Here is a 16,708-nt window from a genome sequence, read left to right as displayed (position 1 = left end):
AAAGCCCCTTACTAAGTTTGTTTATATTTCTGGATGGTCCCACGAGAGCGAACAAGAACTTTGACTCCATTGGCAACCCTTTTTTGTCCGGAAACAATAATAACCTGACCCGGCCTTAATCCACGGCTGATTTTAGCAACTTGGCCATTTCGGCTAGCAACTTCAATGGGCGCCTGGCGGGCGACTCCATCAACAACAATGAACACATAGTCTTGGTTACCAGAGTTTTCGAGGGCAGATTCAGGAATTATAATCGCTGAATCATCTTGAAACTCAGGGATTTTAATCCGTGCAAAGAAGCCGGATCTGAGCTCTTGGTTAGCATTGGGGAGTTCAGCGCGCACCCGGATGGTGTGGCCGGTGGCATCCGCACTTGGTTCGATGGATTCAATGATCGCTGTGTAGTCATTTTGCGGAAACCCATCAATTTCAACCATGATTTCTTGGCCAACTGTGATGGTACTGACGTGTTTCTCGTTAAGCATGAAGTCCAAATACATGGGATCTGTCTTATCCAAAGTTACAAAGTCTTGACCTGGCTTCAGATAACCACCTGGGCTTATTTCTTTGAGGCCTAAAAATCCATCGAAAGGAGCCCGAACGGTGGTTTTCTCTAACCGCAACCGATTAATTTCAACATTTGCAGCCGCAACGCGATAGGCGTTTTCTGCTTCTTCAAGTTTGCTCAAGGTTTCAATTTTGCGTTCATAAAGAGCTTTAGACCGCTCATACATGCTTTTGGCGGTGCGAAATTTAGAGAGAGTTTCATTAAGACGCGCTTCTGCCTCTGCCTTTTCAAACTGTAAAAGAGGGTCCCCTTGCGCAACTTTTTGCCCGCTTTTGAATAGGACTTTTTCAACAATACCGCCCTCTTGTGAGGCAAGCTTAACGGTTTCACTGGCTTTTAAGGAGCCAACGGCTGAAATATATTTTTGATACGTGCCTTTATGAACAAAAACAGTTTCTACTTGAGCGGCGGGAAGCTTACGAGCCGTCTGCGCAGCCACATCGATGGATTTGAATTGATTTTTTAAAAAGTAATATCCAAGACCCAAGATCACTAAGAATTGTAGCAGCGCAATAGAGATCCATACTGTTGACTTATTTTTTTCAATTTTTAAGTTCATTCTATCTTTTCTTAATTTATTTATGAATATGGGTTTTTCTTTGTTTTTTTCAAGTATAATATTCATCCGATAGTCTATCTAATTGAGCGGCTGAATACCAGAACATTCACTTTCTTAACGCCTGCCTTCTTTAATGTTTTTGCACACGCTTCAAGGGTAGCGCCGGTGGTCATAACATCATCAATCAAGGTGATGGTACTTTTTAGGAGCGTTTTCTCGTTTGTTTTTGAATGAATAGAAAAGGCCTTCTCAATGTTTTTCTGCCTACTTTTGCGGGATAATTGTCCTTGTGAGGGGGTGTCTCTGTGTCTTTTCAAAAGACTTGTATTGACTTTGACTTTTAGAGAAGGGGCAAGGGCTCTGGCTAGGAGCGTTGCTTGATTGAATCCCCTCTGCTTAAGTCGATTGGGATGCAGAGGAACGGGAATGATAAAATCTGATTCTTGTAAAAAAGATTTTCCAACTTGATGCATGTGATGTGCCATGAATCGTGCGGTGGGCGTTGCCTGGCTTCTTTTGAGCTTCAGGGCTATTTTTTTTACGAGATCTGAGTAGGCATATACAGCGAGTGCTTGATCAAAAGCCGGAGGTGTTAAAATACACGCCCCGCACTTTTCTTCATTCAAAAAGGCTGCTTCCAATGGCGCTGCACACTGTAAGCAAAAAGGTTTTTCAATGCGTTGCACCTTAGGCCAACAGCTATTGCATGTGCTGAATTCCTGATCAACTTTTGTGCGACAATAAGGACAAATAACAGGATAGAAAATATTGATAATGGATTGAATCAAATGGTTTGTTTTAAGCATTTTCTTAAGAGCGTGTTAGCTCGCTACTTTCTGAATATCTATCAGACTCGTCTGTGATATCTCCAACAATTTCTTCAAGAATATCTTCAAGTGTAATGATGCCAATAAAATGTTTATTTTTATCAACGACAATGGCCATGTGATGATGGCGGGCCTTAAACAGTTGGAGTTGATGAAAAAGAGTATTTGAATCTGCGACGAGCCAAGCAGGAGCAGAAATTAAGTCTTTTATTTTTTGGGTGTTTTTCTGTTTAGACAGCAAAAGCTGGGTCAAAAATCGTAAATGAACAACACCGCTAATATTGTCTGGCGAAGCATCCCAAACAGGGAAGCGAGAATAGGGTGAGTTGAGTAATTCAGGCATAAGCTCTTCTAAGGTTCGGTTGCCGTCAATGGTCATAACCTGATTTCTGGGACGATAACAACTTAATAAATTTGATTGAGAAAGCTCTAAAATACCGCGAATCATCCCCAAATCATTGCGCGCTTGTGCATCTTGAAGCATTTCCAGCAGCGCGGTTATTTCCTTTCTTGTGCTGAGCGTGTCCATGGCTCGAGGGGGCGTCATTCCCATAAGATGCCAAAGCCAATACACGAAGCGTTGGATGGTTGAGACGACAGGGCCTAAAACCTGAAAGATGACTTTTAAAACAGGAGCGGTAAATAACACATATTTTTCAGCATGTTGGAGGGCATATACTTTTGGCATGAATTCTGCAAAAACAATCAGGATCACTGTCATACAGAACGTTGCAATCCCAATTCCGCCTTCGGAAAAAAAGCCTATAAAAATGCTTGTTGCAATCGATGTGGCAAGAATATTAACAAAATTATTGGCCAGAAGAACGGTTCCCAAAAGACGTTCCATTTGTTTTTGAAGCTGACCTGCTAGCTTTGCATTATAAACGTTTTGTTTTGAGAGTTGATGTATGCGGGCTCTTGAGACGGTGGTGAAAGCCGTTTCAGCGCCAGAAAACAGCGCGGAAAGCAGGATGAGCAAAAGGATAATAAGCAGGAGGAGGATCATGAATTACTTTTTAAGAATGTTTTCTAGCATGTATAGATCATCCGCAAATTGTGTATCTTGCTGCAAGAGCTCTTCTACTTTTTTAACGCCATGCATAACAGTCGTATGATCTCGCCCCCCAAATTTACGACCAATTTCTGGCAGGGAAGCAGACGTCATTTTTTTGGCAAGGTACATCGCAATTTGCCGTGGACGGGCAACAATCCGCAGGCGTCTATTGGAATACATGTCACTGATTCGAACATTGTAATGCTCGGCAACTTGTTTCTGGATATCTTCGATGGTCATCACTTTATCATTAGCCCGCAAAAGGTCTCTGAGAACAGCTTGCGTAGACTCTAAGGTAATCTTTTGCCCCACCAGAGTGGCATGGGCAACAATACGATTGAGGGCTCCCTCTAGTTCGCGAATATTAGACGTAATTTTATGGGCGAGAAATTCAATAACATTTTCTGGAATGACCAAATCGATGGATTCAACTTTGGATGCTAGGATTCCCAAGCGTAATTCATAGGTGGTGGGATGAATATCAACAACCAAGCCCCACCCCAATCGAGAGCGCACCCGTTCCTCTAAACCCTGCAATTCTGTTGGAGACTTATCAGCGGAGAGAATGATTTGCTTTTTTTTATCTACCAAAGCATTGAAGGTATGAAAAAATTCTTCCTGGGTTGAGTCTTTACCACTGATGAATTGAACGTCATCAATCATCAGAACGTCCACAGATCTAAATTGGTCCCTGAACGCAATAATATCTTTGTGTCTTAGAGCCCTAACAAAGCGATGCATAAATTGTTCAGCCGACAGGTATAAAACCTTTCGTTTGGGATGGTTATGATTAATGTGCCAAGCAATGGCATGCATTAAGTGGGTTTTACCAAGGCCAACGCCTCCATGGAAAAACAGAGGATTGAAATAGATTGTTTTTGAATCAGCAACGCGTTGGGCGGCTGCATACGCAAGTTCATTTGGTTTGCCAACCACAAATGTATCAAAGGTATAGCGATTATCGAGTTTGTTGTCCCCATCAAGATTGGTTTTGGTTTTTTGAATGAAAGACGTGTCTTGTGTTGATTGCTTCGTAACAGTCTGCGATGAGTCCATTGATTCAGCAGGAGTGTTCTGAGGTTTTACCAAAACTTCTAGGGAGAAAACCCCGGGCATGGACTCTTGCCATAGCTTTAAAAGTTGATCTAAATAGCGATTGGTTATCCAATCTCGAAGAAACCGCGTGGGAACAGATAAGTATATACGCCCATTATTAAGCTCTTCTAGCTCAAGAAATTTAAGCCAACTTTCATATGTTTTCTCGCTAAAATGAGTTCGCAAGCGAGGTTTAAGCTCACTCCAAATTTTATTTGGTGACATGGGTTATGTTTGAATTTTCATAATTTAGGAACATTACACTATTTTTACAGCAGCATACAATTGGAAAAAATAACCAAATTGGTGTCCTCGGCAGGATTCGAACCTGCGACCTTCGGATTAGGAATCCGACGTTCTATCCTACTGAACTACGAGGACATAATGAAGATTTACCATCTAACCAATGTGGGTGAAACATCCTTTTGCATGAATAAGCTTGAAGTTCTGCGCGCGCCACCATGCGCTGTTTAGAGATCTTTCAATGTCAGGATGGCCATTGACCAATCGGCTGGTGGGGTTTTGATAGACATAAGGCAAAATGGTTTTTAATAAAAATGACCCCGAGGTCATGAGCGCTTGATTGGTCCAGTTAAAATTTTTAGGAGAGAGCTCATACCCTGCTTTGTGCCACGTAAAAAGAGTTTGTTTTACCTCTTCTGGAAGAGCGGGATCGTATAAAGCTAATCCCAAAAGTTTCTTGGTTTTGAGGGGTCTTAGCTTCCCCTTTAGGTTTGGTGTGAGCGTGCCATTGGAAAAAGAATAGAGTTTTTTATATTTCGTTAAATCAAAATTATTGCCTGGTTTTTCCAAGTCTCTCAGAAAACAAACAGTGGCTTCCTTTTTTTGCAGGGCCTCTACAGAAAGTTTGAGTTGATTGTAGACGGTTTGTTTATTTCTGCTGATGAGCATGTCTTCTTCAAGGTGTAAAACGTGTTCTGTTGGCGCTTGTGCAAAGGTGCGTTGAACCCCGCCTGCAATGCCTCTGTTATCAGCAAACGTATTCAAAGAAACGCCAAATTCTTTGCATATACTTTCATGCTCTGGGGTTGCTTCTTGGGCAACAACATACAAATGTGCATAGTGATCAACAGCAGCATTTTTCAAAAGGCTCAAATTTGCTCTTAAAAGGTGAGGGCGGCGCCATGATAAAACACCAATGCTTAGAGGTAAGGGGCTAAATTGATTCATACATTGGTCTTAGCAGAAAAAGGAGTGTCTGTGAATTCTAGTTGTTGTTCTTATTAAAACTGCGTTATTCTTAAGAAAGATAACTATTAATTTTTTTGTTAAACTTGCAATGCAAGGATTGACCTGATAGAGCACATTTAACAAGAGCGGGTATACATGAGAAAAGATAGCATCCGTTTTATTGATAAGCGCACGCCCCTTTATGAAGGGGCAAAGAAGATTGTCTTTGATGGCAATGATTACAATACATCATTGCTTTACTTTAAAGACAGCTGGCCAATAGCTGATGACGCGCCTCAAACCATCCCTGAAAAAGGTGTGATCAACAACGCCTTGTCTTCTTATATTTTTGAAAAGTTGAATGTATATGGCTTGCAAACGCATCATATACTTAAGCAAAATGGTCGTGAACAATTGGTTCAAAACCTTGAAATGATTCCAGCACACATCCACATTTATAATGTTGCCCCACCGCATGTCGCTAAGCCCCTGGGCTTATCAGAGGGGGTTTTGCTGCCGACAGCCGTCGTTGATTGGTTTGTCAAAGATGATCAAAAAACAAAATCTATGATGAACCCTCAGCACTTTGAAGCTTTGGGAATTGTCAGTTCAGATGAAGTAAATGACATCAATACCATGGCTTTGCGGGTGAATCATTTCTTGACGGGGTTTTATGCGGCTCTTGGCCTGCAACTGAATGAAGTGTATCTTCGGTTTGGTCGTCGATACAATGAAATTATTGATGATACTGAAATCATGCTGGGGGATGAAATAAGCCTAGATACCTGTTTTATTGTTGATATTCTGACTAATAAAAAACTTGGTTTTGCAGGTATAGATCGTGAAGTACCGGATTCACAGCACTGTTATAGAGATTTTCTTTCGCGTTGTCCTTTTGATCTGCTTTCAAGTGGCTCAAACCCCCTGCCATCCAATGCCGATGTTGTGAACCTGAAAGCTAATATTAAGGAAGCGGCGCATAATGGCCATTAGTCACAATGATCTTTTGAAACTCATTCAAGATACTTTTCCGACTGCAGAAATAGAATTAACAGATCTTGTTGGTGACGCTGATCACTATCAGGTGGTTATTAAGGATTCAAGTTTTGACGGATTGTCTAAGCTTGCTCAGCACCGCAAAGTTCACGCAGCCTTAGGCTCACGATTAGGCGCTGAACTTCATGCTTTAAGTATTAAGACGGCTCCTAAGTCTTAAAACTGAACAAACCAGCCTCAACCCGGGGAAGGTTTTCATTTGTTTTGATTGCTAGCTCGAAAATCTCTCCTTCTATCGCTTGAGGCTGTCTGCTAATATGACATTGTTATAACGTATCGGAGTTCAGTATGATTGAAACAGCATCGGGTCAGGTTGCAGAAAGTCTTTCGCAACAGGCATCTTCCCCTTCTTTTTTTCACCTTTTTCTCAGCGCTGAATGGGTCGTTCAATTGATTATGGTGGGATTGATTCTAACCTCAATCGTGACATGGGCCCTTATTTTTTCTAAGGGGCGCCATTTATTGCGCCTGCGCAAAGCCATTCATAACTTTGAATCTTTCTTTTGGCAGCAGCAAGAACAACAATCGGTTGATAAGCTAACCCTTCCTATGGAAACGCCTCAGGTTTATAAAAAGTTTTTGAATATCCTTCACCGTGAGACGAAGCTGATCAATGCCTTAAACCAAAAAGAAAATGGCAGAATGGTGTCTCTCTTCCAAAATCGGTTGGAACGAGCATATGGCGTTTATATCAGGCAAGAAATTGAAAAACTCTCCCATGGATTGACGTTTCTTGCAACGGTTGGATCTGCCGCTTTATTTGTTGGATTGTTTGGAACCGTTTGGGGCATTATCCATAGTTTTCAGAGTATTGCTGCCAGTAAGAACACCAGCTTGGCTGTGGTTGCGCCAGGCATTGCAGAAGCATTGTTGGCAACAGCGTTAGGACTCATCGTCGCCATCCCTGCAGTTGTGGCTTATAATAAGCTTTCAGCCCTTGTTGATGGTATTGGTTCTCAGCTAGAAAACTTTGCTGATCGCTTGATCGGGGTCAGTGGTCAGGGGTTATTGCAGGTTAAATGATGAGACAGTCTCGATACAGCCGCCGCGCTTTGACACCGATGAGTAGTATCAATGTTACGCCTTTTGTGGATGTTGTTTTAGTGCTGCTGATTGTCTTCATGATTTCTGCGCCCCTGATTAACGTGGGCGTTGAAGTGTCTTTGCCTAAAACTGAAGCTGGCCCCATCCGTGAGAAAAGTGAGCCTGTGGTTATTAGTTATCAGAAAAATGGCAAAATTTTTATTCAAGAGAAAGCCACAACGCTTAAGCAGCTGATTCCCCAACTAAAAACCATTATGCAAAAAAATCCTAAAACAGAGATTTTTATTCGGGGGGATAAAGGCTTGAGTTATGGAAAAGTCATGGAACTTTCAGGCCGCCTTAGCCAGAATGGCTTTGAGCGTATTTCACTTGTGACAGATCCGCTTTAGGGTGATGTTTGATGCTTGGTCCACAGAAGCTTAGTTTTCTTTTTTCTCTCTTCCTCCATATCTTTATTTTGCTTTTCGTCTATCTTATTGGATCTTATTCAAGACCTCAAAAACCTTTGATGCCGAAATCTATTCCTTTGAAAATGATGCCGATTAAGAGCAAAACACAGCTCAAAAAACAAATTAAAAAGGATCAAAAAACGGTTAAAAAGACCCCTAAAATGGTCAAAAAACAGCCTAAAAAGACCTTAAATAAGGCTAAAAACCCCTTAAAAGAGGCCCAAAAAGTCGAAAAAAATGTCAAAAAACTTCCGGATAAAAAGAAAATGGGAGAGAAAAAAGCGCCAAAAAAAGAAGAACCTGTGAAACCAAAAGAAAAGCCACAAGAGGTGAAGAAGCAGAAGGTCGAAGATACAAAAAGACCAGTTGAAGAAAAAGATGATTTCTTGGAAGTGATGCGCACCATTGAAGATCTTCCGACGGAAACCAAGGAAGAAATGAAAATGGATGAAGAGAAAAAAAAGAGTGAGCCAGAGGCGGTCGACGATCAACCGATTGAAGAAATCCTTTCTTTGTCTGAGCTTGACGCCTTACGTCAACAAGTTTCGTCCTGTTGGCGTCTGCCGGCGGGTGTTCGCGGCGCACAAGATCTTGTGATACGGATGCGGGTGACCATGAATTCTGATAGGACTGTTCAAGCGGTGGACCTAGAAAATACCGGTGCTGAAACCAAGGACCCGGTTTTTGTTGTGGCGTATGAAAGTGCTAAACGAGCCTTGTTCCACCCCAAATGTACGCCGCTTAAGTTACCAGCTGAGAAGTTTAACCAGTGGCAACGCTTTTTAATTATATTTAATCCAAAGGAGATGATTGTATGAGGACCCTTGCATTTATCGTATTTTTCACCTGTATGTTCTGTCGGTCTGAATTTCAGCTGGAAGTAACAGAAGGACACCGAGAGCCGCTTCAAATGGCGATGTTTGTTCAGCCCAGTGAGAGCGCTGATCAAAAACAATTAAGTGACAATCTGAGTAAAATCATTCATCTCGATCTTCAAAGTACCGGCTTGTTCCAGTTTACTGATCCAAAAACTTTCTTAGAAAAGGACATCCCATTGAATAATCCACCGCGGTTCGTTGACTGGCGGTTGTTACAGGTTCAATTTGTTGTGAACCTTCAAATTAATCTGCTTGCCAACAATAAAGTTCAGATTATTTACCGGGTTTGGGATGCGCTCACTGAACAACTGTTGATCTCAGCAACGTTAGAAACGGAAGCGCGTTATCAGCGACGTTTAGCCCACCTAGTGGCAGATGCCATATACAGCCGCCTGACAGGAGAGGCGGGCTACTTTGATACGCGTATTGTTTATGTGACTGAAGAGGCTAAAGGACTTGCTCAAAAGAAACGGTTGGCAATCATGGATCAAGATGGCGGCAACCATAAGTACCTCACAAGCGGTAAGCATATTGTTTTAACCCCGCGATTTTCAGCGAATCTTCAACGAATTACCTATTTGTCTTATGAGAAAAAGATTCCCCATGTTTATGTGTATGATTTGGAAACAGGCCAACATGAATTGGTGGGCGCCTTTCCAGGTATGACCTTTGCGCCCCGCTTTGGCCCTAAAGAAACGGATCTGATCATGAGTCAGGCAGTTGGAGGGCGGACAGATATTTATCATATTGACCTGAAAACGCGCCGGTTTAAGCGGTTGACTCAAGGAAATTGGATTGATACCTCCCCGTGTTATGATCCTGCTGGGGAAAAAATTGTCTTTAACTCGGACCGTGGTGGGACCAAGCAGCTTTATATGATGGATAAAAAGGAAGGCGGGGTGAAGCGTATCAGTTTCGGCGATGGCAATTATGCCACCCCTGTTTGGTCACCACGTGGTGATTATATTGCCTTTACTAAAACGCACAAAGGCAGTTTTTATATTGGCGTCATGCGCCCAGATGGATCAGGGGAGCGCTTGGTCTCAACGGGATATATTGTTGAGGGTCCAACTTGGGCGCCTAATGGCCGGACTTTGATGTTTACTCGTACGGACAAAAAACCTGGTAAACAAGCCAATCCCTCATGGATCTATGCCATTGATATGACAGGATTTAATGAAAGACGGGTTAAAACACCTCAGTACGGATCGGATCCTTCTTGGTCAGCGCCTTTGCCTAAGGCGTAAATCAGGCATAAACAGAGGATGATCTGCACTCTTCTTTAGGTTGCATCAGGCGCATGGCTTTGATGAATTGATCGGTGTTGTGTCGGATCATTGCAAGATAGGTTGAGCCGGGTTGATCTTTTTCAGAAAGAGCATCAGAGAAAATTTCTTCCCCAATTTGAATGCCTGTTTCTTCAGACAATTGTTGAATCAGTTTTTTATTGGTAATGTTTTCAACGAAAATCATCTTAATTTTGTGCGCTCGAATGACATCGATTAAAGAGGCCATGGCTTTGGGGGAAGGTTCATCGGCAGTGCTCGTCCCGACTGGCGCTAGAAATTTCACACCATATCTTTGGCCATAATACCCAAAAGCATCGTGAGCTGTGATGATGATTCTCTTTTTTTGGGGAATCTCTTTGATCGCATTGACAATAAATTGATCCAGATCTTCAAGCTTTGCCAAATAATCTTCATAATTTTTGCGATAAAAAGGCGCTTGCTCAGGGTCAATCTTACTGAGAGAGGTATATATGTTTTTAATGTATATTTTAACATTCTTAATATCGTTCCAGGCATGGGGATCGGGCACTTCTCCTTCACCAGGATCGTTAATCATCATGGGCTGAATTCCGTCTGTGGCGGTCACAATTTTCCCTTTATAGCCGGAGCTTTTGATCAAACGGTGAATCCAGCCTTCAAATCCAAGTCCATTGATAAAAATCAGGTCAGCTTGGGCAATTTGACGCACATCCCGGGGAGTTGGCTGATAGGTATGCGCATCACTGTTAGGGCCAACAATAGATATCACGACTTTATCCTTACCAATTTCACGAACGAAATCTTGTAGAATGCTAAAGGTGGTCACAATTTTTAGAGGGGGGGATGTGTCTGCGCGGCAGCCAAAGATGGATGCAACGAGAACAAAAGGAATAAGGAAACGGCAGCAATAATAATTCATGTCTTGCTCTTCATATACATTAAAACACTGCCTCGTCTACCAATAAAAAGAGATAATAGGTAAAAAATACCCGCAACCAAAACAATGGCTGGACCCGATGGTAAGTTGAAGTGATAGGACAAGGTTAGGCCTACATACCCCGAAAGGGTAGCAAGAATAGTTGTTAAGATAATAATGCTAAACAGTTTTTGTGACCAGAAGCGTGCGGCCAGTGCCGGTAAAATCATCAGCGCGAGAGATAAGAGCGTTCCCATGGCTTGAAACCCAGAGACGAGATTCAGGACAACAAGAAAGAGAAATATAACGTGGTTTCGGGTTCCTTGCCCACCAATCATTCTGAAAAATTCTGGATCAAAACATTCCATGACCAATGAGCGATAAAGAAGGGCCAGCACTGATAATGTAATGGTGGAAACAGTGCCGATGACATAAAGAGAGATACGATCAATGGCAAGCGCGCTGCCAAAGAGGATATGCATAATATCAATGGAGTTACTTCGCGTTGAAATAATCAGAACCCCCAAGCCAACCGAAATCAGGAAGAATCCGGCAAAACTAGCTTCTTCTTTCATCATGGTATATCGAGAGACAATGCCGGCTAAAATGGCGACGATAAGCCCTGAAATGACACCACCGATCGCCATCGGGAGAAGAGATAATCCCATGACCACATAGCCAAGCGCGGCCCCTGGTAGGATTGAATGAGAAAGGGCATCGCCCATAAGACTCATGCGCCGCAAGATCAAGAAGATGCCAACGGGGCCGCAGCTTATGGCAAGGCATAGGCATCCAACGAGCGCTTTTTTCATGAAGGCATATTCAAAGGGAGCGAATAAAATATCGTAAATCATGCCGTATTTTCCAATAATTTTTTAAAGGCAGCTGCAATATTCTTTTCAGACATAACCTGATCTGTAGGCCCATGGCTGATAACTTCACGAGCCAGCAAGACGGTATTGGGAAAAAACCGTTTAACAAGATCAAGCTCATGGAGAATGACCACAATGGTTTTGCCCTTTTGATGCCAAGTTTGAATAATGGATAACAGCACTTCTTTTGTCTGCTCGTCAATGTGAGCAAAGGGTTCATCGAGAATAATTAAGGGTTGATCTTGCAAGAGAAGCCTTGCAAACAGGAGCCGTTGAAATTGTCCTCCGGATAAGGTTTCAACCAATTGCTCTCTTTGGTTCTGAAGGCCCATATCTTCCAGTGTTTGATCAAGTTTTTCAATCTGATCGGAAGTAATGGCTCGATAAAGATTTTTTTTGGACAAAAGTCCCATTGCAGCCACTTCATGAACCGTTATTGGGAAAGACGTATCTAAGAAAGATTTCTGTGGAACGTAAGAAATATTCTCAGAAGAGGTGCCATGAAGACAGATACGACCTTTGGTGGGTTGAAGTTGGTCTGTAACGCATTTCATGAGCGTTGATTTTCCGCCGCCATTGGGCCCAACGATGGCCGTTAGACTTCCTTTTGGAAAGCACAGGTTAATATCTTTGAGGGCAGTAAAGTGACCAAAAGAGATGTTGAGACCATCAACGACTAACTCGCATTGCTTCATGGTTTTCTTCATGTGCGTGCTGACCAAAGTATCATAACCCACATGAGGGAAATCAGCACCAGAACTACGCTGAAAAGAGAGAAGGACCCAAAAAAGAAGGCGGATTTTTTCTTCATGATTTTTTGCTGACTGAACTTCAAATTTATTTTTTAGTTAGCTTTTGTATTTCTTGTTGAACGATCTGCTCTATGAGCCGTGGAAGATGAGCATTGATCCATTCTTTAAGCATTGGTTTAAGGGCACGCAAGACTAGGGCTTCTAGACCATTATCAGATGAAGGCTTTTGATGCTTTTCTTCTTCATGTTTTCTCTCAAGGGTTTTTGCGAGGTCATCGAGTGCTTTTCTGGAAGCATTCGATGCATCTTCTGAAAGGAGAGACTGATCAAAAGATACTTTATCCAGATGAGGAGCATTTTGCACCGAGACAGTTTCTTGGCGGAAGATATATTCCTCCTCTGTGATTTTTGGGTCAAAAGACGCTTCATCCGAATGATATTCATTTTCATTGGATGGTTCCTCAGCAATTTCGTTTGTGAGCTCAATGATTTCATCATCACGAGATGCTGAGTTCTGGGCTTGAGCGTCAGCAGCTTCATGATCAGTGGTAATGATTTTGCGGATGGATGCCAACACTTCATCCATAGACATGTCAGGATGGGCGTTTGAGGGAGATTGGGTGTTATTACTCATTGATTTTCTTTTTTTCTGTGGTGGGTTTTTCAAAATTAATCTTAGACAAAACCGGATCATTTTTCCAACCAAAAGCAGCATACTGACGGGGAGAAGTGTCCCAGTATGGGCTTTCTTGTGAATGACTCAATTGTTCTTTTTCAGCATCTTTTTTGAGATGTGTTGTCAATGTTCCCATTCTCTTAAGCAATTCGTAGCCGCTCAACAGGGCTGCTTTTTTATTTCTGATGTAAGCATTGTTTGACTGAGCAGCCCTTGAGATCGCTTCGAGGACATCAAGATATTTCATTGTCCCTGCGTTGTATTGTTCTTGGACGGCCTCGAGAGATAGATCGGCTGCTTTGATTTGAGCCAGATACTTTTCATTGTTACTGAGGGAAGTTTTATAGTTTTTCCATGTTTGAAAAAGTTTTAAAATAAACTGACGTCTGAAGTTAAGCTCATCAAGGCGCTTTTGTGCATGGGCTGTTCTTTTTTCACGAACCTGAGCATGTTTAGCGCCGGTGTAATCGAGGGGAACTGTTAATTTAAGGGTAACGGATGCATTGTCTTGACGGCTCCAATCAACTTTTCCAGGAGTCGTTGACCCATTGGCGGCGCTCCAGTTTCGACCTCCAGATGCCGTTAAGGACAATTGAGGATAAATAACGGATTCGGATGCAGCGGCTTCTTGTTCAGCGATTTCAACGCCCAATGTTTTGGCTTTGGTTTCATAGCTGTTGGCAAAGGCCATTTCTTGAATAAGGTCAAAAGATTCTGGCAGGTCAGGCGTGGGGATGTCGATTTCTCCTTCATCAAGCTCAGAGCCAGTTAAAATTTCGTAGGTTTTTTCAGCAACATCTACCGCGGTTTTCTGGGCATTATATTCGGCTTTTGCCTGTTCTGCCTCCGCCTTGGTTGATTCCAGAGATGTAATGCTTTCAAGGCCATAGTCGGCTCGAATTTGCATATCATCGGCACGTTTTTCAAGAAGTTCTTTCTTTCTTAAGGCAACCTTTAAAAGGCCGCGCGCTTCTAAAATGTTCAGTAAGGATGTGATGACTTCAAGTACAAAACTATTTTCAGCTTCTAGATAGTTATTGTTTTGAAGGATATCAGTGAGTTGTGCTGCTTCAATTCTGCCGTCAATAGCCCCCCCTGTGTAGAGGTTTTGGGTGATCTCAAGAGTGGTTGAAGCAGAGGTTTGTGGAACTCTATTTTTCGTTGGATCACGCCCATTAACCTGCCTCCTTCTCACCGACTTGGTATCGTTAACAGCGCCGGTGCCATTGGCAACGATGTTGATGGTCGGCCATCGCGCTGCTTTGGCTTGTATGAGGGCTTCTTTGGCAATTTCTCTTTGCGTATCGGCGAGTGGAAGCGTTAAGGCGTTTTTGAAGGCGCTTTGAAGACTGTGTGATAAAAGTTCAGGCTTCTTGTTTTGTTGTGGTTTGTCTGCGACTTGTTTGTCATCACCCAAAACAGGAATGGCAAGGAAGCAGAGCAGTAATGAGAGAAAGTGATTTTTTTTGAACATTTGGTTGTCTGTGTTTTGTTGATTCATGGTGTTTATCTTTATTTATTCTTAGTACTTTGGGCACGTAGGGTCAATCACTTCTGACCAAAGATCAATCCCTCCTTTTAAGCTTTTTGCCGGAATATCTGCCGATGCAAGTATTTGAACAGCCTTCAGGCTACGCACGCCATGATGACAATAAAATATGAGGGGAGATTTTTCAGCTAATTCAGAAGCCCTGTCAGGGAGTTGCCCAAGGGGAATTTTAAGGGACGGTTCTATCGAGCACATTTCAACTTCCCAAGGTTCTCTGACATCCACAAGGCATACAGACCCTTTTTCTAAAAGAGGCTGAAGCTCGTCGGGGGTGATTTCTAATATATTCATGAGAGCACTCTAACAAAAACTTGACCTGATTGATAGCCATAGGGTAGGTAAGTGGGTATGAGGCCGGATGGCAGAGTGGTTATGCAGAGGACTGCAAATCCTCGTAGACCGGTTCGATTCCGGTTCCGGCCTCCACTTTTCTTATGCATATCGCATTTATGTACTTTATTTTTTAAAATAACTTTGTTAAACACATGAGTATAAATGGTCCACGGTAGCTCAGTTGGTAGAGCAAGTGGCTGTTAACCACTGGGTCGCTGGTTCGAGTCCGGCCCGGGGAGCCAATTTAAAAAATGTTTCCTTGTCTTAGCTTCAAAAAATATAGTAATTTGATTGTGTTATCTTGATAGGGTCGCGTTATCAAAAAACTAAGATCAACTTTTGCATCCCTTGCTGGGAACTTTATTGAGTACTACGACTATACGCTTTACGCTTTTCTAGCGACAGAAATCAACACTCATTTTTTCCCCGCATCTGCCCATAATAAGACTTTGGCCTTTATTCGTGTTTTCGGTGTTTTCTTTATGGGGTTTGCTGCCAAACCCGTCGGATCTATATTTTTGTCAAAAATAGGGGATTTGTATGGGCGGAAAAAAGTCCTCTTCATCAGCATCTTGAGGATGTTGTTGTCAACATTGTTGATTGGGTTTTAGCCCTCTTATGCAGAGATTGGCTGGCAAGCAACGGCTTTACTTATTTTTGCACGAACGCTTCAAGGAGCCTGTATTAGTGCAGAGGGAGATGGGGTTCGTGTGTTTGCCATGGAACATTGGGGAGAACGTAAATATTCTCTTGCCAATGGCTTTTCCAGTTTATCCTGTTCTGGTGGGATTTTCATGGCCTCTTATTTGGCTGGTTCTGTTTTAGACTTTGGATTTTCATGGCAATGGCTTTTCATTATGGGAGGTGTGTTAAGCCTAGGTATTCTTCTTCTGAGATTATCAATGGATGAAACACCAGACTTTGCGCATGCTCTGCAGGATGGTGAAGCGCTGTCGACTTGGGATTGCATTCAAAAAAATAAAACACTGATTATTTATATGGCTATTTTCGCGGGTTTAAATGGCGCGATCTATTATTATCTGGCTGTTTTTATAAATGGTTATCTAGCGGATATTCTTGAAATTATTGATCAAAAACAAGGGGTGAAAATCAGCAATGCCTATCTTTTTGGGTATGCCTCTGTGACGTTAGCGTTGGGATATTGTGCTGATAAGATTGATAAAGTTACAATTATTAAGGTTTTTTTATTTGGTTTAGTGATTTGTATCGCCATTATGGTTTACTGCGCCGCTCATAATCATTATCCCCTTTTCTTATTTGGTATCCTTGGTGTGTTGACTTTTGGTATGGTGGGGCCGATTATGCCCCTTATGATGGAGCGGACCACTGTCCGGGATCGTTTTCGGGTGATCTCCATTGGCCATGCGGTGGGAAGTACGGCTTTGGCTGGAACGGCCCCCTTAATTGGATCCTTATTACATGAGTATTCACAAAGTGCGCTTTTGACGCTGTCATATCCTGTGCTACTCGCGGTGTGTTATTTCATAACCATTACGTGCTTTAGCAGAAATTTTTCAACAGCTTCTTCTTGACATGTTGGCACCTTGCAGATATACATGTTAGCACACTGGCACATCAAGTGCTAAACATCAAAAATCTA

18 protein-coding genes and 3 tRNA genes are annotated in these 16,708 nt (G+C 42.4%); 9 read left to right on the top strand and 12 right to left on the bottom strand.

Translation table 11 applies throughout. From position 1 onward, the window contains the following. Positions 1 to 11 precede the first annotated feature (11 nt). The 6 genes from C0582_04415 to C0582_04390 all read right to left on the bottom strand — a co-directional run bounded on the left by C0582_04415 (position 12) and on the right by C0582_04390 (position 5,294). Positions 12 to 1,193 carry a hypothetical protein gene (locus C0582_04415; protein ID PLX29774.1) on the bottom strand — a complete coding sequence of 394 codons (1,182 nt, stop codon included), beginning with the start codon at positions 1,191 to 1,193 and terminating at the stop codon, positions 12 to 14. 8 nt (positions 1,194 to 1,201) lie between these two features. Then, complete coding sequence (locus C0582_04410) at positions 1,202 to 1,933, bottom strand: hypothetical protein (protein PLX29773.1); 732 nt, start codon at positions 1,931 to 1,933, stop codon at positions 1,202 to 1,204. Positions 1,934 to 1,937: 4 nt separating this feature from the next. Then, on the bottom strand, positions 1,938 to 2,960 hold the full coding sequence (locus C0582_04405; protein ID PLX29772.1) for a hypothetical protein: 1,023 nt from the start codon (positions 2,958 to 2,960) through the stop codon (positions 1,938 to 1,940). A gap of 3 nt (positions 2,961 to 2,963) precedes the next feature. After that, a complete protein-coding gene (locus C0582_04400) occupies positions 2,964 to 4,328 on the bottom strand; it encodes a chromosomal replication initiator protein DnaA (protein ID PLX29771.1) in 1,365 nt (454 codons plus the stop codon). A gap of 79 nt (positions 4,329 to 4,407) precedes the next feature. Next, a tRNA-Arg gene (locus C0582_04395) sits at positions 4,408 to 4,484 on the bottom strand. A gap of 18 nt (positions 4,485 to 4,502) precedes the next feature. After that, positions 4,503 to 5,294, bottom strand: coding sequence for a hypothetical protein (locus C0582_04390; GenBank protein PLX29770.1), 792 nt, complete (start codon positions 5,292 to 5,294; stop codon positions 4,503 to 4,505). Between the two features lie 156 nt (positions 5,295 to 5,450). Here C0582_04390 and C0582_04385 point away from each other — a divergent pair, with 156 nt between their 5' ends. The 6 genes from C0582_04385 to tolB all read left to right on the top strand — a co-directional run bounded on the left by C0582_04385 (position 5,451) and on the right by tolB (position 9,968). Then, on the top strand, positions 5,451 to 6,287 hold the full coding sequence (locus tag C0582_04385) for a hypothetical protein (protein PLX29769.1): 837 nt from the start codon (positions 5,451 to 5,453) through the stop codon (positions 6,285 to 6,287). Continuing rightward, the gene (locus tag C0582_04380; protein PLX29768.1) at positions 6,277 to 6,510 is read left to right on the top strand and encodes a BolA family transcriptional regulator; all 234 of its coding nucleotides are present in this window, start codon (positions 6,277 to 6,279) and stop codon (positions 6,508 to 6,510) included. The genes C0582_04385 and C0582_04380 overlap by 11 nt, the downstream gene beginning before the upstream one ends. 128 nt (positions 6,511 to 6,638) lie before the next feature. Then, entirely contained in the window at positions 6,639 to 7,373 is a 735-nt protein-coding gene (locus C0582_04375; protein PLX29767.1) for a protein TolQ, read from the top strand. After that, positions 7,370 to 7,783 carry a protein TolR gene (locus C0582_04370; protein PLX29766.1) on the top strand — a complete coding sequence of 138 codons (414 nt, stop codon included), beginning with the start codon at positions 7,370 to 7,372 and terminating at the stop codon, positions 7,781 to 7,783. The genes C0582_04375 and C0582_04370 overlap by 4 nt, the downstream gene beginning before the upstream one ends. Before the next feature lie 11 nt (positions 7,784 to 7,794). Next, positions 7,795 to 8,661 carry a hypothetical protein gene (locus tag C0582_04365; GenBank protein ID PLX29765.1) on the top strand — a complete coding sequence of 289 codons (867 nt, stop codon included), beginning with the start codon at positions 7,795 to 7,797 and terminating at the stop codon, positions 8,659 to 8,661. Continuing rightward, positions 8,658 to 9,968, top strand: coding sequence for a Tol-Pal system beta propeller repeat protein TolB (tolB, locus tag C0582_04360; GenBank protein PLX29764.1), 1,311 nt, complete (start codon positions 8,658 to 8,660; stop codon positions 9,966 to 9,968). Before C0582_04365 ends, tolB begins: the two co-directional genes overlap by 4 nt. 1 nt (position 9,969) lies before the next feature. Here tolB and C0582_04355 read toward each other — a convergent pair whose 3' ends face one another. The 6 genes from C0582_04355 to C0582_04330 form a co-directional block, all read right to left on the bottom strand. Continuing rightward, positions 9,970 to 10,908: an ABC transporter substrate-binding protein gene (locus C0582_04355; GenBank protein PLX29763.1), complete on the bottom strand. Its 939-nt coding sequence runs from the start codon at positions 10,906 to 10,908 to the stop codon at positions 9,970 to 9,972. Then, the gene (locus C0582_04350) at positions 10,905 to 11,759 is read right to left on the bottom strand and encodes a zinc ABC transporter permease (GenBank protein PLX29762.1); all 855 of its coding nucleotides are present in this window, start codon (positions 11,757 to 11,759) and stop codon (positions 10,905 to 10,907) included. The genes C0582_04355 and C0582_04350 overlap by 4 nt, the downstream gene beginning before the upstream one ends. Beyond that, positions 11,756 to 12,484: an ABC transporter gene (locus C0582_04345; GenBank protein ID PLX29761.1), complete on the bottom strand. Its 729-nt coding sequence runs from the start codon at positions 12,482 to 12,484 to the stop codon at positions 11,756 to 11,758. Before C0582_04345 ends, C0582_04350 begins: the two co-directional genes overlap by 4 nt. Positions 12,485 to 12,614: 130 nt before the next feature. Beyond that, positions 12,615 to 13,244 carry a hypothetical protein gene (locus C0582_04340; protein ID PLX29760.1) on the bottom strand — a complete coding sequence of 210 codons (630 nt, stop codon included), beginning with the start codon at positions 13,242 to 13,244 and terminating at the stop codon, positions 12,615 to 12,617. Then, positions 13,156 to 14,706, bottom strand: coding sequence for a hypothetical protein (locus C0582_04335; protein PLX29759.1), 1,551 nt, complete (start codon positions 14,704 to 14,706; stop codon positions 13,156 to 13,158). The genes C0582_04340 and C0582_04335 overlap by 89 nt, the downstream gene beginning before the upstream one ends. 21 nt (positions 14,707 to 14,727) lie before the next feature. Next, positions 14,728 to 15,045 (bottom strand): hypothetical protein, encoded by a 318-nt coding sequence (locus C0582_04330; GenBank protein PLX29758.1) that lies wholly within the window; start codon positions 15,043 to 15,045, stop codon positions 14,728 to 14,730. Positions 15,046 to 15,106: 61 nt separating this feature from the next. Here C0582_04330 and C0582_04325 point away from each other — a divergent pair. The 3 genes from C0582_04325 (at position 15,107) to C0582_04315 (ending at position 16,640) form a co-directional block, all read left to right on the top strand. Then, positions 15,107 to 15,180: transfer RNA gene (locus tag C0582_04325), tRNA-Cys, on the top strand. Positions 15,181 to 15,253: 73 nt separating this feature from the next. Further along, a tRNA-Asn gene (locus tag C0582_04320) sits at positions 15,254 to 15,329 on the top strand. Between the two features lie 384 nt (positions 15,330 to 15,713). Further along, entirely contained in the window at positions 15,714 to 16,640 is a 927-nt protein-coding gene (locus C0582_04315; GenBank protein ID PLX29757.1) for a hypothetical protein, read from the top strand. Positions 16,641 to 16,708 lie beyond the last annotated feature (68 nt).

The organism is Alphaproteobacteria bacterium, from assembly GCA_002869105.1.
Lineage (GTDB): Bacteria > Pseudomonadota > Alphaproteobacteria > UBA7879 > UBA7879 > UBA7879.
This window is presented reverse-complemented; position numbering and strand designations above follow the sequence as displayed.

What these genes read in the sequence shown, in the direction of transcription:
- C0582_04415 (PLX29774.1), bottom strand. Translation starts at nt 1,193, where the DNA reads ATGAATATTATACTTGAAAAAAACAAAGAAAAACCCATATTCATAAAT.
- C0582_04410 (PLX29773.1), bottom strand. Translation starts at nt 1,933, where the DNA reads ATGCTTAAAACAAACCATTTGATTCAATCCATTATCAATATTTTCTAT.
- C0582_04405 (PLX29772.1), bottom strand. Translation starts at nt 2,960, where the DNA reads ATGATCCTCCTCCTGCTTATTATCCTTTTGCTCATCCTGCTTTCCGCG.
- C0582_04400 (PLX29771.1), bottom strand. Translation starts at nt 4,328, where the DNA reads ATGTCACCAAATAAAATTTGGAGTGAGCTTAAACCTCGCTTGCGAACT.
- C0582_04390 (PLX29770.1), bottom strand. Translation starts at nt 5,294, where the DNA reads ATGAATCAATTTAGCCCCTTACCTCTAAGCATTGGTGTTTTATCATGG.
- C0582_04385 (PLX29769.1), top strand. Translation starts at nt 5,451, where the DNA reads ATGAGAAAAGATAGCATCCGTTTTATTGATAAGCGCACGCCCCTTTAT.
- C0582_04380 (PLX29768.1), top strand. Translation starts at nt 6,277, where the DNA reads ATGGCCATTAGTCACAATGATCTTTTGAAACTCATTCAAGATACTTTT.
- C0582_04375 (PLX29767.1), top strand. Translation starts at nt 6,639, where the DNA reads ATGATTGAAACAGCATCGGGTCAGGTTGCAGAAAGTCTTTCGCAACAG.
- C0582_04370 (PLX29766.1), top strand. Translation starts at nt 7,370, where the DNA reads ATGATGAGACAGTCTCGATACAGCCGCCGCGCTTTGACACCGATGAGT.
- C0582_04365 (PLX29765.1), top strand. Translation starts at nt 7,795, where the DNA reads ATGCTTGGTCCACAGAAGCTTAGTTTTCTTTTTTCTCTCTTCCTCCAT.
- tolB (PLX29764.1), top strand. Translation starts at nt 8,658, where the DNA reads ATGAGGACCCTTGCATTTATCGTATTTTTCACCTGTATGTTCTGTCGG.
- C0582_04355 (PLX29763.1), bottom strand. Translation starts at nt 10,908, where the DNA reads ATGAATTATTATTGCTGCCGTTTCCTTATTCCTTTTGTTCTCGTTGCA.
- C0582_04350 (PLX29762.1), bottom strand. Translation starts at nt 11,759, where the DNA reads ATGATTTACGATATTTTATTCGCTCCCTTTGAATATGCCTTCATGAAA.
- C0582_04345 (PLX29761.1), bottom strand. Translation starts at nt 12,484, where the DNA reads ATGAAGAAAACCATGAAGCAATGCGAGTTAGTCGTTGATGGTCTCAAC.
- C0582_04340 (PLX29760.1), bottom strand. Translation starts at nt 13,244, where the DNA reads ATGCTGCTTTTGGTTGGAAAAATGATCCGGTTTTGTCTAAGATTAATT.
- C0582_04335 (PLX29759.1), bottom strand. Translation starts at nt 14,706, where the DNA reads ATGAATCAACAAAACACAGACAACCAAATGTTCAAAAAAAATCACTTT.
- C0582_04330 (PLX29758.1), bottom strand. Translation starts at nt 15,045, where the DNA reads ATGAATATATTAGAAATCACCCCCGACGAGCTTCAGCCTCTTTTAGAA.